The 23317-nt window shown below is 34.6% G+C and carries 21 protein-coding genes; 10 read left to right on the top strand and 11 right to left on the bottom strand.

Annotated elements, in window-relative coordinates:
• Window positions 1–136 precede the first annotated feature (136 nt).
• Window positions 137–3430, bottom strand: coding sequence for an efflux RND transporter permease subunit (locus tag ACNC7R_RS14065; RefSeq protein ID WP_417941699.1), 3294 nt, complete (start codon window positions 3428–3430; stop codon window positions 137–139).
• A gap of 12 nt (window positions 3431–3442) precedes the next feature.
• The gene (locus ACNC7R_RS14060; RefSeq protein WP_417941698.1) at window positions 3443–4912 is read right to left on the bottom strand and encodes a TolC family protein; all 1470 of its coding nucleotides are present in this window, start codon (window positions 4910–4912) and stop codon (window positions 3443–3445) included.
• Between the two features lie 253 nt (window positions 4913–5165).
• On the opposite strand from ACNC7R_RS14060, the gene ACNC7R_RS14055 reads away from it, so the two are divergent.
• Both ACNC7R_RS14055 and ACNC7R_RS14050 read left to right on the top strand, forming a co-directional pair.
• Window positions 5166–6200: a sensor histidine kinase gene (locus tag ACNC7R_RS14055; protein ID WP_417941697.1), complete on the top strand. Its 1035-nt coding sequence runs from the start codon at window positions 5166–5168 to the stop codon at window positions 6198–6200.
• Window positions 6200–6895, top strand: a complete 696-nt coding sequence (locus ACNC7R_RS14050; RefSeq protein WP_417941696.1) for a LytR/AlgR family response regulator transcription factor — start codon at window positions 6200–6202, stop codon at window positions 6893–6895. The genes ACNC7R_RS14055 and ACNC7R_RS14050 overlap by 1 nt, the downstream gene beginning before the upstream one ends.
• Window positions 6896–7006: 111 nt before the next feature.
• On the opposite strand, the gene ACNC7R_RS14045 is transcribed toward ACNC7R_RS14050, so the two are convergent.
• Entirely contained in the window at window positions 7007–7726 is a 720-nt protein-coding gene (locus ACNC7R_RS14045) for a DUF4386 domain-containing protein (RefSeq protein WP_417941695.1), read from the bottom strand.
• A 183-nt stretch (window positions 7727–7909) separates the two neighbouring features.
• Here ACNC7R_RS14045 and ACNC7R_RS14040 point away from each other — a divergent pair, with 183 nt between their 5' ends.
• On the top strand, window positions 7910–8383 hold the full coding sequence (locus ACNC7R_RS14040) for a PepSY-like domain-containing protein (protein WP_417941694.1): 474 nt from the start codon (window positions 7910–7912) through the stop codon (window positions 8381–8383).
• 138 nt (window positions 8384–8521) lie between these two features.
• Here the strand turns inward: ACNC7R_RS14040 and ACNC7R_RS14035 are convergent, their stop codons facing one another.
• Window positions 8522–9085, bottom strand: coding sequence for a 2'-5' RNA ligase family protein (locus ACNC7R_RS14035; protein ID WP_417941693.1), 564 nt, complete (start codon window positions 9083–9085; stop codon window positions 8522–8524).
• A 3-nt stretch (window positions 9086–9088) separates the two neighbouring features.
• Window positions 9089–9403 (bottom strand): hypothetical protein, encoded by a 315-nt coding sequence (locus ACNC7R_RS14030; protein ID WP_417941692.1) that lies wholly within the window; start codon window positions 9401–9403, stop codon window positions 9089–9091.
• 174 nt (window positions 9404–9577) lie between these two features.
• On the opposite strand from ACNC7R_RS14030, the gene ACNC7R_RS14025 reads away from it, so the two are divergent.
• Both ACNC7R_RS14025 and ACNC7R_RS14020 read left to right on the top strand, forming a co-directional pair.
• Entirely contained in the window at window positions 9578–9739 is a 162-nt protein-coding gene (locus ACNC7R_RS14025) for a DUF1328 domain-containing protein (RefSeq protein ID WP_078230027.1), read from the top strand.
• Window positions 9740–9825: 86 nt separating this feature from the next.
• Window positions 9826–10098 (top strand): hypothetical protein, encoded by a 273-nt coding sequence (locus ACNC7R_RS14020; protein ID WP_417941691.1) that lies wholly within the window; start codon window positions 9826–9828, stop codon window positions 10096–10098.
• Window positions 10099–10296: 198 nt separating this feature from the next.
• Here the strand turns inward: ACNC7R_RS14020 and ACNC7R_RS14015 are convergent, their stop codons facing one another.
• From ACNC7R_RS14015 to ACNC7R_RS14005, 3 genes are all read right to left on the bottom strand, one after another.
• Window positions 10297–10686, bottom strand: coding sequence for a hypothetical protein (locus ACNC7R_RS14015; RefSeq protein WP_417941690.1), 390 nt, complete (start codon window positions 10684–10686; stop codon window positions 10297–10299).
• Between the two features lie 41 nt (window positions 10687–10727).
• A complete protein-coding gene (locus ACNC7R_RS14010) occupies window positions 10728–11054 on the bottom strand; it encodes a hypothetical protein (RefSeq protein WP_417941689.1) in 327 nt (108 codons plus the stop codon).
• 271 nt (window positions 11055–11325) lie between these two features.
• Entirely contained in the window at window positions 11326–11487 is a 162-nt protein-coding gene (locus ACNC7R_RS14005) for a hypothetical protein (RefSeq protein WP_417941688.1), read from the bottom strand.
• Window positions 11488–11739: 252 nt separating this feature from the next.
• Between ACNC7R_RS14005 and ACNC7R_RS14000 the strand changes: the two genes are divergently transcribed.
• Window positions 11740–12174: a response regulator gene (locus ACNC7R_RS14000; RefSeq protein ID WP_417941687.1), complete on the top strand. Its 435-nt coding sequence runs from the start codon at window positions 11740–11742 to the stop codon at window positions 12172–12174.
• 10 nt (window positions 12175–12184) lie between these two features.
• Here the strand turns inward: ACNC7R_RS14000 and ACNC7R_RS13995 are convergent, their stop codons facing one another.
• On the bottom strand, window positions 12185–15391 hold the full coding sequence (locus ACNC7R_RS13995) for a PAS domain S-box protein (protein ID WP_417941686.1): 3207 nt from the start codon (window positions 15389–15391) through the stop codon (window positions 12185–12187).
• A gap of 233 nt (window positions 15392–15624) precedes the next feature.
• Here ACNC7R_RS13995 and ACNC7R_RS13990 point away from each other — a divergent pair, with 233 nt between their 5' ends.
• Together ACNC7R_RS13990 and ACNC7R_RS13985 are read left to right on the top strand one after the other, a co-directional pair.
• On the top strand, window positions 15625–15966 hold the full coding sequence (locus ACNC7R_RS13990) for a hypothetical protein (protein WP_417941685.1): 342 nt from the start codon (window positions 15625–15627) through the stop codon (window positions 15964–15966).
• A 259-nt stretch (window positions 15967–16225) separates the two neighbouring features.
• On the top strand, window positions 16226–17059 hold the full coding sequence (locus tag ACNC7R_RS13985) for a hypothetical protein (protein ID WP_417941684.1): 834 nt from the start codon (window positions 16226–16228) through the stop codon (window positions 17057–17059).
• A 68-nt stretch (window positions 17060–17127) separates the two neighbouring features.
• Here ACNC7R_RS13985 and ACNC7R_RS13980 read toward each other — a convergent pair whose 3' ends face one another.
• Complete coding sequence (locus tag ACNC7R_RS13980) at window positions 17128–17391, bottom strand: SemiSWEET family sugar transporter (protein WP_417941683.1); 264 nt, start codon at window positions 17389–17391, stop codon at window positions 17128–17130.
• A gap of 16 nt (window positions 17392–17407) precedes the next feature.
• The gene (locus ACNC7R_RS13975) at window positions 17408–18256 is read right to left on the bottom strand and encodes an SDR family oxidoreductase (protein WP_417941682.1); all 849 of its coding nucleotides are present in this window, start codon (window positions 18254–18256) and stop codon (window positions 17408–17410) included.
• 255 nt (window positions 18257–18511) lie between these two features.
• Between ACNC7R_RS13975 and ACNC7R_RS13970 the strand changes: the two genes are divergently transcribed.
• Both ACNC7R_RS13970 and ACNC7R_RS13965 read left to right on the top strand, forming a co-directional pair.
• Window positions 18512–19735 (top strand): response regulator, encoded by a 1224-nt coding sequence (locus tag ACNC7R_RS13970; protein ID WP_417941681.1) that lies wholly within the window; start codon window positions 18512–18514, stop codon window positions 19733–19735.
• Window positions 19736–19740: 5 nt separating this feature from the next.
• The gene (locus ACNC7R_RS13965) at window positions 19741–23313 is read left to right on the top strand and encodes a response regulator (protein WP_417941680.1); all 3573 of its coding nucleotides are present in this window, start codon (window positions 19741–19743) and stop codon (window positions 23311–23313) included.
• The last annotated feature ends 4 nt before the right edge of the window (window positions 23314–23317 follow it).

Genomic DNA, 23317 nt, shown 5'->3' with positions numbered 1-23317 from the left:
TCTCTGCACAAAAAACACTCGAACTGACGTTTTTAATAATTACACCCAACGGATTTCTTATTTAATAAAATAAAAGGAAAAGATAAAAGTCTGTCGAAGAACTTGCACCACCAAGTGACTTTCGACTTATAACTTTTTACTTTTCACTCTTCACTTTAGACTTATTTAAAGATGAAATATAATGAATGCTTTCTTCGTCTTCAGGATCAAGAGAAACAGATTGTGTCGTGGTATGTTCCTGCGCCCAGGCGAAAATCAACGGTAAAATCAATAATACGGCAAAGGTCGAAAATAATAGTCCGCCAATTACGGCTCTTCCCAACGGAGAAACCTGATCGCCTCCTTCGCCATGACCGATTGCCATAGGTAACATTCCGGCAATCATCGCCACCGAAGTCATGATAATTGGACGCAAACGCAGTGCTGCAGCCTCACGGGCCGACTCTAAGGCGTTTCCGTTTATTTTTCGCAATTGTTCGGCATTGGTAACCAGTAAAACGGCGTTCGCAATCGAAACCCCAACGGACATGATGATGCCCATGTAGGATTGTAAATTTAAGGTTGAACCTGTAATCGTCAGCATTAACAACGCTCCTAAAACTACCGCCGGAACTGTGGTTAAAATCACCAGCGAAACCTTGAACGACTGGAAATTAGCGGCCAACATTAAGAAGATTACAAAGATGGCAACCAATAATCCTACTTGTAAACTACTTAATGTTTCCTCCAATACTTTACTCAGTCCAATTGGCGTGACAAACAAGCCACGTGGTAATTCGCCTAATGAACGGATTGTTGCATTAACATCTTTCGCTGCCGTCCCCAAATCGGTTTGATTGATGTTTGCTGTAACTGTAATGTATGGCATTGCCCCTAAATTGTCATTTTCACCGCTCACAAAGCCGGGTGTAATTTTGGCTACGTCACTTAAAACTGGACGAAGCGAGTTTTTCAATACCGGAATTTCACCGATATCGGTTTTGCTTTTCATTTGGTTTAACGGAACCTGAACCTGAACGTTTACAGATAAACCGGTTCGTTCGTCAATCCACGTATTTTTTTCAGTATATCGCGATGATGAGGTCGAAGCAATCAGCGAACGTGAAATGTCATTCATATCCACGCCTAATTCGGCAGCACGGGTTCTGTCAATATCAATGTTCATCGCCGGATAATGAATCGGCTGACCAATCTGCACATCACGGAAATAGTCTATTTTCTGTAATTTTTCAACGATTTGATTCGCATATAATTCATTTCGTTTTTTGTCTTTCCCTGCGATTCGGATTTCGATTGGAGTAGGAGACCCCTGACTCAAAACCTTATCCGTTAATTCGATAGGTTCAAAAGTTAGTTTGACATCAGGAAGCACTTTTTTGATTCTCGCTCTGAATTCGTCTTTAAAATCATCCATGTCGGTATGATATTCTTTTAAACTCACCTGAAAAACAGCTTCATGCGAGCCTGCCATGAACAAATAAATTGGGTTAATCGAAAACAGTGATGGGTGCTGACCCACATATACAGAAGATATTCCGATATGTTCATTTCTGACCATTTTCTTGAGTTCTTTCAGTACCAAAATGGCTTTTTCTTCGGTACGTTCCAAACGAGTTCCGTCGGGAGCACGCATTCTCAGCTGAAACTGACTTGAATTTACTTTCGGGAAAACATCTTTTCCAATAAATGATATAAATAAAACGGCAAGCGTCGTAGCTAAAATCAAATACGTTAAAGCAGCTGCTTTTTTGAACGGAAACAATCGGTCCAATGTTCGCATAAATCGGATTCGGAATCGTTCAAACGCACTTATTTTTCCGTTTCCATCCGTATCCGTTCTTTCAACATAATCCTTTTTTTGAGTAATCAGTTGTTTTTCAGATTCCGGGGTTAATCCGCAAGCGTTAAATTCGGCTTCATCGTCTGTAATTTCAGGTGTATGTTCGTGTTTTGGATGCGCTTTCATCAGCCAGTTGGCCATTACAGGTACAAATGTCTGCGACAATAAAAATGAAATAATCATCGAAAATCCAATCGCCAAAGCCAACGGCAAAAACAAAGCTCCCGGAATTCCGACCATCGTAAAGGCAGGTGCAAAAACCGCCAGAATACAAAGCAGAATCAATAATTTTGGCAACGCAATTTCCTGACAGGCATCCCAAATTGCAAGTGCCTTTGGTTTGCCCATGTCAAGATGTTGGTGGATATTTTCAATAGTTACGGTACTTTCATCCACAAGAATTCCAATCGCCAGCGCCAGTCCGCTTAAAGACATTAAATTGATGGTTTGTCCGAATAATTTCAGGAATAAAACACCCGAAATAATCGAAATTGGAATGGTCAGGATTACGATTAACGCTGCACGCCTGTCACCTAAGAATAATAAAACCATTAATCCGGTTAAAACCGCTCCGATGATTCCTTCGGTAATCAAACTTTTAACCGAGTTGATGACATAAACCGACTGGTCAAATTCGTATGATAATTGTACATCTTCAGGAAGTGTGCTCTGAATTTTAGGCAATTCCGACTTTAATTTCTGAACCACATCCCAGGTCGAAGCGTCTCCGGCCTTTGCAATACTGATATAAACCGAACGTTTTCCGTTGACCAAAGCATATCCGTTGGTCACATCGGCACCGTCTTTAACAGTGGCTACATCACCTAATTTCAGATTTTGAACCCCGCCTTTAAACAACGGAATCTGCTCAAAATCCTTAATTTCTTTAATCGTATTATTGGTTGGCGAAATGTAGTTGATATCGCCAATTCTCACGTTTCCGGATGGAGCCGTCTGATTGTTGATACGAATCGCTTCCACAATCTGATCGGGCGTCATATTATGTGAACGCAATAAATCAGGATCTACATTAACTTCGACTGTTCTTGGGCTTCCGCCAAAGGGAGCTGGAGATAATAAACCCGGAATCGAAGTAAACGACGCACGTACATAAACGTTCGCTAAATCCTGCAATTCGTTGTTCGAACGTATTTTACTGCTCAAAACCAATTGTCCGATTGGTAATGACGAAGCATCAAAACGAATGATAAACGGAGGCTGAGTTCCTGGAGGGAAAGCCGCCTGAATCCGGTTCGAAAGCGCTCCTAATTCGGCAGCAGCCTGCGCCATATTGGTGTTTTCGTAATAGGTTAATTTCATAATCATTAACCCCTGAATGTTCTTGGTTTCTACCGATTTTATACCATTGGCAAAAGGGAGGATGTTCACGTAATTTTTGGCAAAATAAGCCTCCATCTGATCCGGTGTGTAACCACCAAAAGGATGCGCAATATAAATTACCGGCAAATTCATCTTTGGAAGAATATCTACCTTGATGTCTTTGATGGCACCAATTCCGAAGAAAAATAAACCGGCCACCAATACTAATATGGAGATGGGTTTGCGGAGTGCAAAACGTATTAAATTCATTAGGCGCTATAATTAAAATTCATTTATAAATAAGTCAAAATTGCCTGTTGCGGCTACTTTTAGCAAATATGATTGCCACACATTATTATTGACAATGTCACGGTCGATTTCGGCGCGGTTTAGCGTGTAAATCGTCTGGGTCAGGTCGGTAAGATCTGTCAATCCGTTTTTGTATAAAGTCGATTTTTGCAGATATGCCCTTTGCGCTGCATTGACCTGAATGGGTGCTTCTGCATAATTTTCCAGTGTGATTTTTATTTTATCCTCGGCAAAATTCAATTGCGACTTCAATTCCCTGTCGGCCTGATTGTATTCTTCCTGCAAAGCCTGAGAAACAAATTTTTCTGCGCTGACCTGTTTGCTCATTCGGAACGGTGTGGTCAGATTCCACGTAATTCCAACTCCAATCAAATAATTGGTACGATCTGGATTTACGCCATCCCAGTAATTTCGATTAAAGGCTGTCTGGTCTGTTGCGTAAGCCGAGTCAAACCCCGAGGCTCTTGTCTGCAAAATCCCAAAAGCACTCATGGTTGGATAATAAAATCGCTTGTATAATTTCGTCTGCTGATTGCTGTAATCGATTCTGGTTTTATATAATTGCAATAACGGGTGGAGGCTGTCAGTTGTTTTTTCGGCCAATAATAAGGCTTTCGGAATCTGCGTAACAAAAAGGGTATCAGTGACAAAATCCTGAGGCGTAACGCCCATTAAATCGACCAGTTTATTGTTTTGCTCTTTAATGAAATTTTTAGCCAGATTCAACGCCATTTTAGCTTTCGAAACTTCGGCTGTAGCCAAAGTCGAATCCACTCCGGCCAGTAATCCGTTTTTAACTCTGGCTGCTGCGGTTCTTTTGAAAACTTCGGCGCGGTTTAAATTCTTTTGTTGTGAAATGAGTAATCTTTGGCTTGCCAGTAAATTGAGATAAGCGGCTGAGATTTTAATTTCCAGCTGGAATTTCTCCTGATTCAGATCCTTTTCTTTGGCCTGAACGTCAATTTTAGACAGGTTGATTTTTTCTTTTGCTTTTCCGAAAGTGAAAAAATCCCAGTTCATATTTACTAAATAAAGCGCCCCAAAAGCCGAATTCCAGTTTTGTTCCGGAAGCGGCAATCCTGATGAAGCGACTCCCAATCCTCCGAAGCCATAAAGCGGACCGTTTTGCCCGTTTACGGTTCCGTAATCCTGCTGTGCCGATAAATTAAGGTTGGGCAGGTAATCGCGTTTGGACTGTTTTAGTGTTTCCCGTGAAGCATTCGTATAATTGGTTTTTGCTCTGATCGATCCGTAATTTTCAAGGCCTGTTTTAATAGCGTCCTTTAAAGACAACGTTTGTGAATAACCGATTGAGGCAAAAATCAAGAAAAATAAGAAAGTAACTCCAAAAACGTCAGTTCGAGTGTTTTTTGTGGAGGGAAACGGAATAAAAAATGTATCGAGAACCGTTTTTAGTTTTAATTTTTCTTGTCCTCGATACATTTTTGTATCGAAAAACACTCGAACTGACGAAAAATTAAAACTAAAAACTAATCGTATCCAGGGAGTTAAAGTAGTTTTTTTGAAATACATATAATTTAGATGTGATATTACACTCCAAAATTATTTCAGTTACATCGATAAAAACCTTTATAAATGATGTACTGCAATAATAAATGACGAATTGAATTGGTCATTTTTTGGAAAAAATAATTAAATATTTGTTCGTACTTTGTAAACTATTTAAGTGCAGAACATGAATAAAAAGCTGAGTAACATGATGGAAAACAAATGGTGGCAGGAAATTGCCGTTGTTCTTTTTTCATTCACGGTTTATACCCTAAAAAATGACTGGATGCTGTTTAGTTCTTTCATTTCTATTTTGATGGGGATATTTTTTTACTGTATTTTATACATGCATGCCCAGTTCAACCGGTTTTTTATACTTCCGGTTTTATTCAAAAACAAAAGACCGGTAACATACGTTTTTTTAACGCTTTTGGGAGTATTTCTTTTTTCAGTTGTTTTGTACCAGATTACTTCTTTGAGTATTTTTGCAAATTGTCGTTTATACCAGAATTCGCATCAACGGAGCTATATCTATCAATTGGCCAGTGTTTTAGGAACTTTAGTTTGTATTTTGAGTCCGATTATTGTTTTTAAATTTTACAGAATCAATAAAAAACAGACAGACGAAACCTTGCTTTTCAACCAGATGCAGCTGAATTCGCTAAAAGGACAACTAAACCCGCATTTTTTATTCAACACCTTTAATACGCTTTACGGAATTAGTTTAGAGTTTCCCGAAAGAACACCAGATCTGATCATGAAAGTATCACAACTGATGCGTTATCAGCTGGAAAGTAATAACAAACAATGTGTGTCTCTTGAGGCGGAACTGGAATTTATAAACAGTTATGTGCAGCTTGAAAAAGAGCGCGTAGGCTATCGCTGCGATATTACATACGATTGTAAAATCGATAACAAAAACGCCTATAAAATATCGCCAATGTTACTGATTGCCTTTATAGAAAATGCTTTCAAGCACGGAACCTGCGCCATCGAAAAATGTTTTGTTCGCATTATTATTACAGTAGAAAACGGATTGCTGCACCTGCATGTTGTCAATTCCATTCCGAAGAAAACGGATGTCGTTTCGACTAAAATTGGCTTGAAAAACACTGTAGAAAGATTAAATCTGATTTACGGAAAAGAATATAAATTAAACATTCAGGAAGATAACAACACTTATATAGCAGATTTGAAAATACAACTGAAAAAGTTGGTATGATGAAGGAAACCAAAAAATGTATTATCGTTGATGATGAGCCGGCAGCACATTATGTCCTGGCCAATTATATCAAACAGAATCCACAGATGGAACTCGTTTTTCAGGGCTATAATGGCGTTGAAGCGATGGATTATCTACGCGAAAACAGAGTCGATCTGATGTTTCTCGATATCAATATGCCTGAAATCTCAGGAATGGAACTGCTGAAGATTATTCCAACGCATCCCAAAACCATTTTAACTACAGCTTATTCTGAATTTGCATTGGAGAGTTATGATTACGGCGTTATCGATTATGTGTTGAAGCCCATTTATTTCCCCCGATTTTTAAAAGCGATTGACCGTTTTTTTGCAGCAGAAAATGTAAAAAGCAGGGAAGAGGAAGTAGTCAATTCTGTTAATGTAAAAGTAGATGGTTATTTTATGGATATCGAATTAGACCAGCTTTTGTTTGCCCAAAGTTTTGGCAATTACGTAAAAATCCACACTTTAAAAAGAACCTATCTGGCTTCTATCACTACAATCGAACTGGAAAAATGCCTGCCAGAAAAAAACTTCATGCGTATTCATAAATCCTATATCGTAGCATTGGATAAAATCGAAGAAAGTGAAAAGGATTTTGTAATCATAAAAAATGAAAAACTTCCGGTTGGAATTACCTATCGGCGAGAACTGACTGACCGACTAAAAAATTAAGACCCTACTATAAGAGTTTAGAAATAAGTGCTTACTAATTCAGTTATTTCAAAAAAGAGCCTGCTAAGATTCATTTCCTGCAGGCTTTTTAGATGCTGATTTTATTTCAGATTAATTAACGGTTAACTTTTCTTTCCAAACATGAAGATTTACACCTTTAAAAATAAGCCATAAGCTAAGCGCTAATTCTGCGATAAGGCAAGGCATCAATAATAGAATACTGGAAAGCTTCGGAAACAGAATTAAAGCAAAACTGTTTGTTAAATAGCAGAATCCTGCAATTGACATCAGTACTCCAAATATTTTTGGAAAATAGCCTGACTTGTAAATTAAATATCCTTCGATCAGGCATACAAACCCAAAAAAGATTAATCCAACGCCGAAGCCAAAGTCGTGTAATTTTATAGAAAGATAAGACATCGTATGCAATTGATCGGTACTAAAGGATTTTAAATAAGCAGCATCACCCAAAAAGAATAAGGCTGCCAGCAGGTTTAATTTGTTAGCCACTAAAACAGCTGTCTGGATGAGATTAAAAGAAAGATTTAAAAGTGCCAGTTTTTTGTTTACAGGTCTAAGTAAATAATAAAGAATTATCATTACAGGCAGATCACAAATCTGCATGATCAGATCTGCGGTAATGCCAATTTTCCATAAAAATTCAGAATGTATAATGTTGTTTGCAGTAGCAGTTGCATCTCCATAAACAACTAGTTTATTTCGGACAAAGGTTTCAGCAAAAGCACCGGCTATGATGATGAGTAAATAAAATAACCCTGCGATTCGGGCATAAAGTTGTGGAGAAGTTTCGAATTTTGTATTGTCTTTCATTGTTTATGATTTGGTTTGAAAATTAGACGGGTAATAGGGGGAAAAGTTACCTGCTTAACTTAATAAAATCATATTAATTTTTTATTCAGGCTTAAATTTTCATTGCATCTTTATTTTTAATTCATTTATAAGTAGTAAATTTATTACCTTTTTTTCTGGATTATTAATTTTAATGATTGAAAAATGAGAAGAGTATCTTTAATTTTTGCATTGTTTAGCTTCAGTTTTTTAGTGGCACAGGAAGGAACGAATATGAAAAAAACAGTAACACCTCCTGAAGTGGTAAAAGTTGCTTTTGAAAAAGAATACCCTGGAAAAATACCGGTCTGGTCTGAAGAATATGTGGGTGATGATAATGATGAAATACGCTATGAAGCGAAATACAACGTAAACAAGACAACAAAAGCACTAGCGGTTTATGATAACTCTGGAAATATGAAAGCGTATGAACTCCAGATTCCGTTAAGTAAACTCCCGCCAAAAACACAAGCTTATCTGAAAAAAAATTACCCGTCAAAAGCAATAAAAGAAATTGCAGTAGTGGTTGATGATAAAAATCAAACTACTTATGAAGTGGGAGTCGAAAAAGATTCAAAGTTTTACGATCTCATTTTTGATAAAAACGGAGGATTCGATGTCAGTATCGAAAAAAATTAAATGTGCTTACTTACTAATTCAGATATTTAAACGACAAACCCGATAAGTTTTTGCTTATCGGGTTTTGTTTTTTATAAAATTAATTATTAGGTTAAATCTTCAAATGATTCACTTTCTAACCTCTAACATTTTACAAAATCAAAACAAACTTCCCTGTACAAACTCAGGCTGTGTATTTCCATTAAAAGTAAAAGTATCAATAACAAAAAACTGTTTTTTAACAGAGTCCAGCTCACGTAAAACAATTTCTTTACATAAAAAATCAATTTCAATAGTAGTAAAAAGTTGTGAAGCTATTTTGAGATTTGCAGCTGTGAGTTTTCTTCCAATCGACAGGTGCGGATCATCACTTTTTTTTAGTTTTAAAGATTTCAAAGTTTCCTGAATCTTTTTCATGACTGGTTTCAGCTTATTTTTCGAAACTTCATTTGGGGCAATAAAAAAGGCTCCGCTATTTTCATAAGAAGAAAAATGATCCAGATAAACGGGGAAAGGCATAAAAGTATCGCAGGTTTTAAAAAGTTTTTGTTTAAAAATATCGATTTGAGAATCGTCAATTGTGAATTCGCAAATCGTAATATGTGTTACAGAATTACAACTGTTATACCAGTTGATTTTGCTTTTTAAATACTCCTTCATTGTTTTGACAGCATCAATAACATCCTGCGAAGGATAAATCGCAACTGAATACTTTTTCTCCATTTTTTAAAGTTCCCCTTTTTTAAATAGACGATCATAAATTTCTGACTGCAATAATCCACTACCGCCACCAAAATGTTCAATGATTTCAACTCCTGGATGGGCTTGTAAACAAAATGCAGCAAATTCTTTTTCGACATGGTCTTCAATAGCAGAACTTAATAAAACAAAATCGACCTTGTGCTGTAAAAAATAATCCTTGGCCAATTCTTCATCATGAAACCCAACGGCATTCCAGTTCTCATTAGCATTTACCAGCCTAAGCAAAATTTCAAGTATAGACTGATTTTTACCCAATATTAAAAAGTCATATTTTTTCATGATAACATGTTTAGACCACAAAAATAATCTATATAAGTGAAAACCAACTTAATCTATATTAAGAATAACATTCGATAGAGATAAAAAAATAATGTTTTGAGTTAATCGAATTCTTGTTAAAATATGAAATTTGAGTAACAAACAAAATCAGTATTAACTAATAAAATCAATATTATGTTACGTTGGACAGTCATTTTTATTATTCTGGCGATAGTAGCCGGAATATTTGGTTTCGGAGGAATAGCTGCCGGAGCTGCAAGTATCGCAAAAGTATTATTCTTTATATTTATCGTATTGTTCCTGTTGTCTTTGATTAGCGGCAGAAGAAAAATTTAGAGCAATATTTCGAAATAATCTTAAAAACGGCACATATATTTCGGTAAATGTGTCGTTTTCAATTTAAAAAATTAAATGCTTTAAAAGTGGAATTGGAGCAACGTAAAATCAAGGATGTAAATGTAACGAATGATCATTCTTTTTTAACAGCTATGATTGCAAGGGCTCATAAGAAAGAAAGCCTGACGTATTATAAAAGATCAAAAGTGATGGAGACCGGATGTGAAATCTATGAAATCATGCGTAAAATTGAAAATTCAGAGAGTTTTGAAAAAGACAAATGGAGAAGGAACAAATTAAAGCCTAATAAGAACTTGCTGATGCAAGGGCTGGTTGAGCAGAAAGCCTGGGAAAAATGAATGATATTCCGCCTCTTGAAAAGATTGCTGATTAATCGCTATAAAAAAGGGTAGATTTCTAACGTTTTTTAGTATGCTATTTATAAAGAAAGGGTGCTTAAAATTGCTAAAAAAACCGTTAGGATTTGTAACGGTTTTTTTAGGATACTATCTCAAAAATTGTGTAAGTAGAAAAGTCACGGCTTCGTAATTATCCTATTATTCAATTTTTACCTCATTCTGATCGATTTCTTCCAGGTCTTCTTCTGTTTCATCAAAGGTGTTTTCGAATGCATCAGAAGGATTGTCAAACTCGTCATTAACGACCTTTTCATCACCGTCAAGATCGATTTCTTCATCCATGTCGTCTAAATTGTCGTCTCCTTCCAGATCTCTATCGGAATGAAAATCATCATTTAAGTCGTCTAAATCGTCTTCATCATTTGTGATTCGTTCATCCGGATCTGGTTTGTTTGGGTCATGACCATTTCGAACCGCAAATCCCTGTTCTGCAATTTCTTTGTTGGTTTGTTTCTGATCATTGTTCTGATATAATTCCTCATTCATAAGGTTATTTTTATCTGCAGTATTTTGATCTATAGTGTTCATAATGATATTTTTTTAGTGTTCTTAATTAATTTAGCTTATAATCATTCATTTCGTTGTTTTAACTCGTCATAATCTAAGTTCTCATCATTTTGTATGCCTTCATCTTCTTGTTCCGGTTTTTCAGGTTGGTAATAATTATCGTCTTCCTGATGTTTTTTTACATATTCTTCTTCGCTGATGCTTCCGTCATTCGGAATGTTCTCACTTCTAACTATGTTGTCCTTTTTAAGAAGTTTATCAATCTCTTTTTCGATTAGCAAAGCGGCCTCAGGATCTAAAAAACCTCCCTGAAATTTTTTTTGAAAGTATAGCTGCGCATTTTCGTAATCATTGTATTGGTTTGTATGATATATAATATGTGTTTTCATGGTATTTATTTTTAATAAATTGATAGTACAAATTTATCTATCATTTCAAGCGAAAACCTTACAGTATTTAGCAGTCTCGTTTCATAATATACAGGTGTTCATCTTGAAATTTTAAACCCAGAGTCCGTATTAGACATTGTTATGAAGCAGAATTATTCAATAAAAGCAAGTGCTCACGGACTATTTTTAAATGAGGAATACTGTTGTATTTTGATTATAAAAATTGCACTAAGTGTCTGTTTTTGAAGGAGAATTCGGATGTAGTAGATTTCTAATGCGGATGCTGGGTTAAATCTAAATCATAATAAAAAACACTGGCTTGTTCATACAAAAAGACTTGTGTACGTTCTGAACTCCCGCTTTTAAAGAAATTCCTGAAATGACATTGCTCCTGATTGCAATTTTCCGTTCCTATTTGTACAAAGCTTACCATTTTTTATATCTCCAGCAAATGTTTTATTTTTTCAGCTGCAAGAACTATTTTTAAGGTCTTTTTGGTTCTCCTCAATGATTTTATTCTTTAAAAATTAAAAGCAGAGTTTCCTTTTTAAATAGTTAAATAATTCATTTTAGGAGGATGATATTTCTATTTTTCAACTTATCAAAAAATATGAATTTATTGATAATTCTATTTAATTATATATCTTTGAAATCCATTTATTAATTATTAATTTCAAAAATACTTATGAATGCTATAACTATATTCTACACGGATGATGACGAGGATGATTTAAGTATTTTTGCAGACGCTGTAGAGTCATTACAAAAAGAAGTAGTATTACAAACTTATACCGGAGGCGAAAAATTATTAGCAGCAATTTATAATCCGCCGCCTACTCCAAATGTTGTTTTTTTAGATTTGAATATGCCTGGAAAGAACGGTTTTGAAGTTTTGTCAGAACTGCGTAATAATCATTTAAAAACAAAAAATATTCCTGTTATTATTTTTTCTACTTCAAATGAACCCGGAATCATTGAAAAATGCCGCGTTCTGGGAGCGAATTTGTTTATAACTAAGCCTGTATTAATGAAGGATATTGTAGATTCAATCAATCATGCACTAGAAATTGACTGGGAAAATTTTGTTCCGACAACAGGTAATTTTGTTTATAAATCGTAAAACCTTTTTTTTATAGCTCTGGTAAATAAATATCAAAGGTAGCGCCTTTATCTTTTTCGCCAGTAGCAGTAATGATTCCTTTATGGTTTTCTACAATCTTCTTAACTATAGCCAGTCCAATTCCCGTACCGGCAAATTCACTTTCAGTATTTAGACGTTGAAAAACTTCGAAAATACGGTTTTTGTATTCCGGATCGAAACCAATTCCGTTGTCAGATATTTTAAGATGATAGTACATTTTATTAGGATAATCAATTTGCATATTTATTTCGCTTCCCATAATTCTGTCTGCCTTGATTTCTATAATAGGAGGAATTCCTTTTCTTGAAAATTTAAGGGCGTTTCCAATCAGGTTATGTAATAATTGTCTGAATTGAAAAGTAATAATGGTAGCTTCGCCTAAAGGGTGAAAGTTTATAATGGCCTTTTTTTCTTCAATACGCTCATAAAAATCACTTTGAACTTCTTCAGCAATTTCATCTAAATTTGTTTTTACAAATACTCTCTCAGCCGAATTAGTTCGGGAATACATGAGTAAATCCTGAATTAAAGTTTGCATTCTTTTGGCAGAAACTTCAATCCTTCCTAAATATGTTTTGGCTTTAGCCGAAATGTTCTGTTCGTCAAGGTCAGACAAGCGGCTGGCAAAAGTCTGAATTTTTCGAAGCGGCTCCTGCAAATCATGGCTTGAGATATAAGCAAATGACTGTAGCTCAATATTCATATTGATGAGATCACGGTTTTTAAGTTCTAATTCTGCGGTACGCTCAGAAACCTCTTTTTCAAGTTTGTCTGTAAAGTTTTTCTGGTCCTGAATATCTGTGCTCGTGCCTACCCACATTTGTATATTTCCATATTCGTCTTTTTGAGCTACAGCCCGGCTTAACTGCCATCTGTATTCTCCGTCATAACGTTTGAAACGGTGTTCGAACAAAAAGTCGTTTCCGGTTCGTACGGCCTCCATCCATCTATTGATATTTTCTTTCTGATCATCAGGATGCACAATTTGAATCCATCCCTGTTCTTCCAGATCATTTTTACATAATCCTGTGTATTTATAAACAGATTCATTAAAGTAATTCAAATTCCCGATAGGGTCGCTGGTCCATATATGCTGAGGCATAGAATCTGCAAGAAGCCTGAATTTTTCTTCACTTTTCATTAAAGTATGATGGCTGTTTTTTTCATCGGTAATATCTAAAACAGTTCCCAGCATTTTTACCGCATTTCTTTTTTCATCAAAAAAGACTTTACCATGTACTCTGATCCAGCAGACTTCAGCGTACGGTTTGATAATTCGGCATTCGTATTTGTAAATACCGGTTTGAAGCGCAAATCCAAATGCTTTTTCCAAAATAGCTAAATCATCCTTGTGTATCTGGCTTTTGATTTTTTGACGTGTTATGATGCTGCCTTTTTCCTGCCCGAAAATTTTCGGTAAATTTTCAGAATAAATAATAGCATCGGTTAAAAAATCTAAATCCCATGTGGCAATTTCGGCAATTTCTATAGCCAGTCTTGTTCTTTGTTCAGCAACTTCCAGTTTTTTACGGGCTTCCACCTTATTTGTTACATCATAAACCGTAATCATTATTCCGTTTACTTGCCCATTTTTTTCAAAAAGCGGCGTATATTGATAATCCAGATAAAATTTTTCTAGTTTTTCTTTCTGTCGAATGTAAGCTACTGCTTCATTTTCACGAATTGTTATTCCTTTAGAAAGGACATCATTTAAGAGTTCAGGATATTTTTGATCTAATAGTTCAGGAAATACCTCCAGAATAGGTTTCCCAATTGTTTCTTCTGTATTTCTTTGCCAGATTTTTTCCATCATTGCGTCATTTGCTATTTCAATAACATGGTTTTTCCCCCTGAAAATAGTCATAGCTATCGGCGATTCCATTACAAATTTCCGGAACGCTTTTTCACTTTCTGCCAAAAGATGACGTGATTTTACAGCTTCTGTTACTTCATAGCAAACGATGATTACACCGGTAATCTGATCATTTTCTTCCCGTAAAGGATAGAGAACCAAATTAAAATAACCAAGTTTTTCTTTGCCATGGCGATTTAAAGTTATCGCAAGTTCATCAGTATAATAAGGTGTTCCAGTTTCATAAACTTTAGAAAGCAAAGGATAAACTGTTTTTCTTGCTTCTGGTACTGCTGCAAAAACCGGCTTTTCGAGAATCTCATCCTTGCTTTTATCCATAATCGTAAGGTAAGTGTCGTTTGCTGTTTCTACGATTAAATCGGCACCTTTTAAAATTGCAATTCCAACAGGAACCTGTTTTATAGTGTTCCTGAATTTTTTTTCACTTTCTTCCACTTTATTTCGGGCGGAAACCTGTGTCGTAACATCATTTGCAATCGCTACAATTCCTGAGATAGTTCCGTCAGGCTCTTTTAAAGGTTCATAAACAACATTTATAAAAGTATTTTCAATTTTGCCGTTTCTTTTTAACCGTACCGGGAGTTCATAATTCCTGAAAGTTTCACCATTTGTGTATACGTTTTCTAAAATAGCCTCCAGTCCCTGACCTCTAACTTCCGGAAGTGCTTCAAAAATGGGTCTGTTGATAACTTCATGTTCCTTTCTTTCCCAAATTTCCAGCATACGTTCATTGGCTATTTCAACAATATATTCCTTGCCTCTAAAGATACACATTGCATTTGGTGTCTGAAGAATGTTATTAAGATAACGTTTGTTGCTTTCCTCTAATTTTTTGACCAGATTAACCTTTTCTGTTGTTTCATTGCAAATAACTAAAACGCCTGCCGGTTTACCTGTTTCGTCGTTTACCGGGCTGTAACTGAAAGTCCAGTACACATCTTCTATTTTGCCGTTTCTGTAAATGGGCAGCAATTGATCTTCATGCCAGGTTGCTTCTCCATATATAAGCACCTGATCAATAAGAGGTTTTATGAAGTTCCAGATTTCAGGCCAGAAATCAGCTCCTTTTTCACCTAAAATAAAAGGATGTTTCCCATCGTTTCCAAGGCTTGGGCGGTACGCATCATTATAAAAACAAATATGTTCAGGTCCCCAGAATAAAAACATAGGGAATTTAGAATTTAAAAGTGTGCCAAGTGTAGTTTTTAGACTTTGTGGCCATGTTTCCACAGGACCTACTAAAGTTTTACTCCAGTCTTTAGTTCTTGTTAATTCTCCCATTTCCCCGCCTCTTGCTAGGAAATCCTGATTTGTATGAATCATTTTAATTGAATATTATAAAAAAAGATATGATGCTTAGAGTCAATAAATGTAGTGATTTATAAATAAATTCTTAGGCAATAAAGTTTTTAAAATGCTACTTTTTTTCAATTTTCACAGAGGATCTGAATGAGATAAAAAAAAAACTTTTTGAGTCAAAAGGTCGGTTTAAAAAAGGTGAAATTTGTTAAATAAGTTTTTGGAAACTTTAAATAAATCAAATAATCCAAATTGTCATGAAGAACGAACTTTCAAAACATGAATTAGAATATCTTGATGAATATCAAAAAAAAGGATATTGCTGTAATTTTTTATTTCAGGACGGAGCTCTTGTAGAAACCGAATCCAAATATTCGTATCAGCCTGAAGAAATTTTTATAGTTGCCCATCACCGATATGAAGGAATGAGTAATCCTGAGGATATGTCTATTTTGTATGTTATAGAAACAGGAGATGAGAAAAAAGGCACATATTTATTAGGATATGGACCTTCAGCAGATTTGGAAGCAGCTGAGTTTTTTAAAGACATACCAGAAAAAAACTATTCGGGGAATGCGGATATACAAAAACTCACTTAAAAGTAATTTAGATTTATAGATATAGGTTAAGGATTTTTTTATTTTGCTGAAAAAACAGCTGTTTCGGACACTAAGTCTGGAGCAGCTGTTTTGTTTTTTTTAATAAATTTCTATAACGTATTAATTATGAAAGTTGTACGAAAAATTATATAACACTAAGTTTCTGTAGTTGAACGAAATTTGAATTGTTCAAAAGAAGAGGATGATGTAATAGTTAAAAATTTGAACGCTTATTTATTTACTTTTTAATTATTATCAAATGAAAAAACTTTACTTAAATACAGGCGGAATTAATGCCATTTTTAATGATCTTAAAAATAGCTTTAATGGAACTTTGGCTTTAGAAAATAATCAATATAACTTAAAAGTTACGTCTAAAAGTGCAAATGGCACTATAAGCGGTATTACGTTTAATAAACAAATTTCATATATCCAGTTTGATATTGTTTTTAATGAAGATATTGAATTGAGTATGGAGTCATTCGCTAATTCGCCAATTTTATTTACGTATTGTTTTGAAGGTAATCTGACACATAGTTTTGGAAGTAATGGTGAAAGAAAAACAATAAAACCGAATCAAACAGGTATCATACGAAATACCTCTAACATTAACAGTGTTTTGTATTTTGAAGCCTATAAGCATATAAGGTTTGTTATGATTTGTAATACTACTTACCATGCGGCCGTATCTGAAAACAGTACATTGTTTTTGGATTTAAAAAAGAAATTCATAAGCAAGTCGGGGAATTATATCTATGTTGGTCAGCAAAATTCAAAAATTACTCAAAAAATTAAAGAGTTTAATACCCTTCCTCAAAAAGGAATCGTTAAAAACCTGTTGAAATATCAAATTTTAGAAAATATCCTTCAAATCGAACTTGACCAGCATACTTATGGATATAGAAAAAACATACAGCCAATTTTATCATTGGCAAACAGACAAATAGTAGAGCTCAAAAGAGTTTCCAGTTTTAATGTTCTTGAAATATTCTCAGGAGCCGGTTTATCAGGACGAAATTATTTTCCAAGGTTATTAAAAGAAAAATATCATTTGTCTTTTAATAAATCGTACAATCAAAAACTAGTTAGCTAATAAGCCATATATATTGAAAAAAAACAGCTTTTATTGAAGCTGTTTTTTTTATTTACACAAGTTTTGAACTATTGTTCTTTTTCGTAATAAAAGGTAAAATAAACCATAATTAAATTGAAGAGCAAGCAAACATTATTCGTAACAATGATAGGTAAATCTTTTTTCAGAATCCCGTAAACAATCCATATTGCGATTCCAAATGTCAGGATGCCAAAGGTTAGCAGTGAAATTTGCTTTACCTTTTTTGTTTTCCAGACCTTGATAATTTGTGGAATTACCGAAATGGTTACGCAAATACCCGCAAAAAGACCAATCAGATCAATGTAATTCATAATTTTGATTTTCTAGTTAGCCTCCTACAAGTTCACCGCCGTTAATGTGAATAAATTGACCGGTAATGTAGCTGCTGTCCTCAGAAGCTAAAAAAACATAAGCCGGACCAACTTCGGAAGGCTGGCCTGCACGGCCCATAGGGTTGTCTTTTCCAAAATCAGAAACCTTATCGAATGTTGCAACAATCAGCGGTGTCCAGATAGGTCCGGGAGCCACTCCGTTAACCCTGATTTGCCTTTTTGCCAGCATGGTTGATAATGATCTGGTAAAAGTTAGAATGGCACCTTTTGTACTCGAATAATCCAAAAGATGTTCGCTTCCTCTGTAAGCAGTAACCGAACTTGTATTTATAATGCTGTCGTCTTTATCTAAAAAAGGTAAAGCAGCTTTGGTGATATAAAAATAAGGGTAAATGTTGGTCTCAAATGTTTTTTGAAGCTGTGCCGCAGTAATCTTTTCAAGTTCATTCTGTGGAAACTGAACTGCTGCGTTGTTTACAATTATGTTTATTTTGCTAAAAGTTTTTACACAGTTTTTTATGGCGCTTTTACAGAATTTTTCATCTTTCAGATCGCCACTTATGAGCAGGCATTGCTGGCCTTCTTTCTCCACAAGCTGTTTTGTTTTTTGAGCATCTTTATCTTCTTTGAGATAAACGATAGCTATGTTAGCGCCTTCTCTGGCAAAATGAACTGCAACACTTCGCCCAATTCCGCTGTCACCCCCGGTTATAAAGGCTACTTTTCCCAAAAGTTTTCCGCTTCCATTATAATTTTCTTTAATAATTTCTGGTTCGGGATTCATCAAATGTTCGTTTCCTGGTAAATTTTGTTTTTGTTCAGGAAATGTTTTTGTCTTTTTCATAACTCTTTGTTTTTAGATACTATTACTAAAATAACCCTAAACCCAAGTAGTTATTGACTTAAAAGAATTTTAGATTGTCGCAAAAGGTCTTTTGGTTTTATAAATAATACTAATGTGGGAATTATGTAATTAATATATTTTTAAATAAAAAAAGGGTTAATATTTTTTTGGATATATTTGAGATTTTATAAACTTTAAATTATAAACTAAATTTTAAAAAATTACTGTAAATATAACGCTTTAGCTTTCAAATAAATGGTATTAATTGTAGACGATATAAAGGCTAATATACTTGCCTTGAAAAAGACTTTAGAGCTGCATAATATCGATGTAGACACCGCAGAATCAGGTGAAGAGGCATTAAAGAAGATTTTACAGATAAACTATTCCCTCATCATAATGGATGTTCAGATGCCTGGACTGGATGGTTTTGAGGTAGTGAAAATCCTTTCGGGAAATAAAAAAACAAAAGACATTCCTGTTATTTTTCTTTCAGCACTTAATATAGAAAAAAAATATATTTTTAAAGGTTATGAAACCGGTGCGGTTGAATATATTACGAAGCCGGTTGACTCTGATTTACTGATCTTGAAAGTAAAAACATTCCTGAAGATTTATGAACAGCAGAATCAGTTAAAAGAAATGAAAGAGCTTCTGTCTAAAGAAATCAAAATCAGAAAAGAAGCGCAGGATAATCTGGAAATAAAAATTACAGAAAGAACCAAAGAATTAACCTTAAAGAATGAGGAACTCGAGCTTAAAAACCATGAACTTCAACAGTTTGCATGGGTAGTTTCGCATGATCTGAATGAACCAATCCGAAAGATTCAAATTTTTATTAAAATTATTAAAGATTTATATCTTGTCAAAGACGAGAAAGCGGTTGATTATGTAAACCGGACGATTAAATCAGCTGAAAGAATGCAGACTTTAATAACCGATTTACTAGCTTATTCAAGATTATCGGCAAAAGTACAGCCTGAAAAAACAGATTTAAATGAAGTCTTACAAGAAGTTCTTTCTGATTTTGATTATCTGATCGAGCGTAAAAATGCAACAATAAAAACAAATGTACTTCCTACTATTGACAGTATTCCGAGCCAGCTGAGGCAGGTTTTCCAAAATTTGATCGGAAACGCACTTAAGTTCTCAAATAATGCCGAAAGCCCGGTAATCGAAATTACTTCAGAATTGATTGAAACCAAAGATTTTGATGCAAACCCTTCTCCAAACGGAGACTATTGCCGTATTACTGTAAAAGATAACGGAATTGGTTTTGATGAAATTTATCTGGACAGGATTTTTATCATTTTTCAGAGTCTTAATGATCGTCAAAGCTATGAAGGAACAGGTATTGGACTCGCGATTGCAAAAAAAATAATCGAAAAACATAACGGACTCATTACTGCCAAAAGCCAAATTGGCAAGGGAGCAAGCTTTATTATGGTTTTACCTTTAAAATATCAGGAAATAAAATAATTTATATGAAGCAAAACAACTTTAAAAGGAATTTATTAATCAGTTCATTAGTTTCTTTATTTATTTTAATGATAAGCTCGACTGCTTCATTTTTAAGTATAAGAAGTCTTTTAAACAGTAACTACTGGGTAAACCACACTCAGGAAGTGATTTATAATCTTAATGAAGGGATATCAATACTTACAGATGCCCAGACGAGTATGCGCGGTTACTTAATAACCGGAAGTGAACAATTTCTGGATCAATATAATGATGCCGAAAAAAGATCGGATAAATATTTTAACATACTAGATGAACTTACACAAGATAATCCTTCTCAGCAAAAGAACCTAAAAGAAGTAAAGGCACGTACACATACTTTTTACAAATACCTTCACAATCAGGTGGTCAAAAAACGATTGGGCGGTCAAAACGTTACTTTTGACCTGAATGAAGGAAAAAAGATGATGGATGAACTTCGTTCGTACTATAGAAACATTGAAAATACTGAACAGATACTTTTAAAGGAACGAAATGCCAATTCTCAGCGATATGGTAACTATAGTTTTATTTTAATTATTGCAGCTTTTATAATTGCTTTTATTATAACGATTATGTTCTTTCTGCGTATTTTAAAAGATTATAATGAGCGTTGCTTACTTCAGGAAGAGTTAGAAAAAAAAGACAGGGAAACGGCTGAAAGAATTCACGCAATAAGTACAGTTGCCTCTAACATTTCAAATGGGAATTACGATATCAGAGTCGATGATACAAATTCTGATGCATTGGGTATTGTGGGAGAATCTTTAAATAGTATGGGAATTTCCTTAAAATCATCTTTTGATTTATTGTCTCAAAAAGAATGGCTGCAAACGGGTATTGCACAGTTAAATAATGTGATGATTGGAGATAAAGAACTCGAAACATTATCAAAAGACGTTATTGAATTTTTATGTCAATATACCAAAAGCAATGCTGGCGTTATTTATTCAACTGAGGGGGATGAGTTGTATGCAATTTCGGGTTACAGCTATCTTCCTAATAAAAGCAGGGTACACATTAAAAAAGGTGAGGGGTTAATTGGACAGTGCGTGGCCTCAAGAAAAATACTGGAATTAAAGTCCTTTTCTGAAAATGATGTTCAGATTACCTATGCCCTTGGTGAAATAAAACCCAAACATATTGTTGCAGTTCCTTTAATTGATACCAAAATTGAAGGTGCTTTTGAATTAGCAAATGTAAAAGAGTTTACAGAAATTGATTTAGAATTTCTAAAGACTGTTTCCAATAATATAGCGATTGCCATAAAATCAACCCGAAACAGAAAACGTGTTTTGGAACTCCTCGAAGAAACCCAGGCGCAATCAGAAGAGTTAAGAATTCAGCATAGTGAACTGGAAGCCATGAACGCCGAATTAGAAGCCCAGACTGAAAAACTTCAGGCTTCAGAAGAAGAATTAAGGGTGCAGCAGGAAGAGCTGGAACAAACCAATGAAGAGTTATCAGAACGAAGTGTTTTATTAGAAGAAAGAAATACTGAAATTCAGAAAAAATCAGAAGCGTTGGAACTTACCACACGTTACAAGTCGGAGTTTTTAGCTAATATGTCACATGAATTAAGGACTCCTTTAAATTCTATTTTGCTTTTAAGCCGTTTGTTAGCTGAGAATAATAACAAAAGCATGAATTCTGAAGAAGTAGAGTTTGCTAAAGTAATTCAGAGTTCCGGAAATAGTTTGTTAGGCTTAATTGATGAAATCCTGGATTTATCTAAAATTGAAGCCGGTAAAATGGAACTGGAGTTTTTAGATGTTTCAACAAAAGAAATAACAGATAATCTGTCTAATTTATTTTCGGTAGTAGCAAAGGAGAAAAAGATAGACTTTGAAATTATCGCTAAAGACGCACCTCTGCTTATAAAAACCGACAAAATGCGTCTGGAGCAAATCCTTAAAAACCTAATTTCAAATGCAATTAAATTTACAGAAAAAGGATCTGTAAGTCTGGAAATCAAGCTCAATGAAGATGATGATAAAATAATCTGTTTTATTGTAAAAGACACCGGAATCGGAATTCCACTGGATAAGCAACCATTGATTTTTGAAGCTTTCCAACAGGCAGACGGATCTACGAAAAGGAAATATGGCGGCACTGGTTTAGGTTTGTCAATAAGCAGGGAACTGGCAAAATTACTTAAAGGAGAAATTATTTTACATAGTAAATTAAATGAAGGAAGTACTTTTACCTTATGTCTTCCTGTTTTTGGCTCTGAAATAAAAAAAATAACAGTCGAAAAAACACCTCCAATAGAAATTGAACCAAATGAAACTGCTAATGCAGAAAATCAAAAATACAAATATATCAGTACTGTTATTCCGGATGAAATCGAAGATGACCGAGATTTGATTTCACAAAATGATAAAGTTATTCTGATTGTTGAAGACGATATCAATTTCGCAAAATCATTGTTGAGTTTTACCAGGGAAAAAGGATATAAAGGAATAGTTGCTGTACGAGGCGATTATGCGTTGAATTTTGCTTTACTATATAAACCAATAGGTGTTTTACTTGATATAGAGTTGCCTGTAAAAAGCGGATGGGAGATTTTGGAAGAACTTAAAAATAACTCGCAGACCAAACATATTCCGGTACATATTATGTCTTCGCATAAACTGAAACAGGAAAGTTTACTAAAAGGAGCTGTTGATTTTCTGGATAAGCCGGTAGCTTTTGAAAAAATCCCTGATGTTTTTATGCGAATAGAACATATCATCAATAAAGAGGCTCAAAAAGTGCTGATTATTGAGGATAATCCTAAACATGCCAAAGCTTTGGCTTACTTTTTAGGAAGCAATAATATCAATTCTGAAATTAAGAGTGAAGTTTCTGAGGGATTAAAAGCACTCAATAAAAGTGAAGTAGACTGCGTAATTTTGGATATGGGAATTCCTGACAAACAGGCTTATGAAATCCTGGATAGTGTCAAAAAAAGTCCGGGCTTAGAAAATCTTCCTGTAATTGTGTTTACCGGAAAAAGTTTATCCCTTAAAGAAGAAGTGAAAATTAAAAAATATGCAGATTCTATAATTGTTAAAACGGCTCATTCGTATCAGAGAATGCTCGATGAGGTATCTCTTTTCCTGCATTTGGTAGAAGAAAATAAAGGTTCGGAAGGCAAAAAGGAAAACCATAAAAAACTGAATTTATTGAATAATATTTTATTTGATAAAACGGTTTTAATCGTAGATGATGACGTTCGTAATATTTATTCCCTGACAAAAGCGCTTGAAGTATTTAAAATGAATGTAATAACTGCATTTGATGGTAAGGAAGCCATAAAAGTGCTTGAAGAAAATCCAAATACTGACATTGTTTTACTGGACATGATGATGCCTAATATGGATGGATATGAAACAGCAGAAAAAATAAGAAGCACCCCAAAATATTTAACTTTGCCATTAATTGCCGTTACAGCAAAAGCGATGACTGGAGACCGGGAAAAATGCATCAAGGCAGGTGCTTCAGATTATATCACGAAGCCTGTAGATATTGACCAGCTGCTTTCATTGCTGCGGGTATGGCTGTATGATAAAGTTTAATTAA

Source organism: Flavobacterium adiutor (assembly GCF_048282555.1).
Taxonomy (GTDB): Bacteria; Bacteroidota; Bacteroidia; order Flavobacteriales; family Flavobacteriaceae; genus Flavobacterium.
Note: the sequence above shows the minus strand (reverse complement) of the source record. Positions and strands in the feature narration are given on the sequence as shown.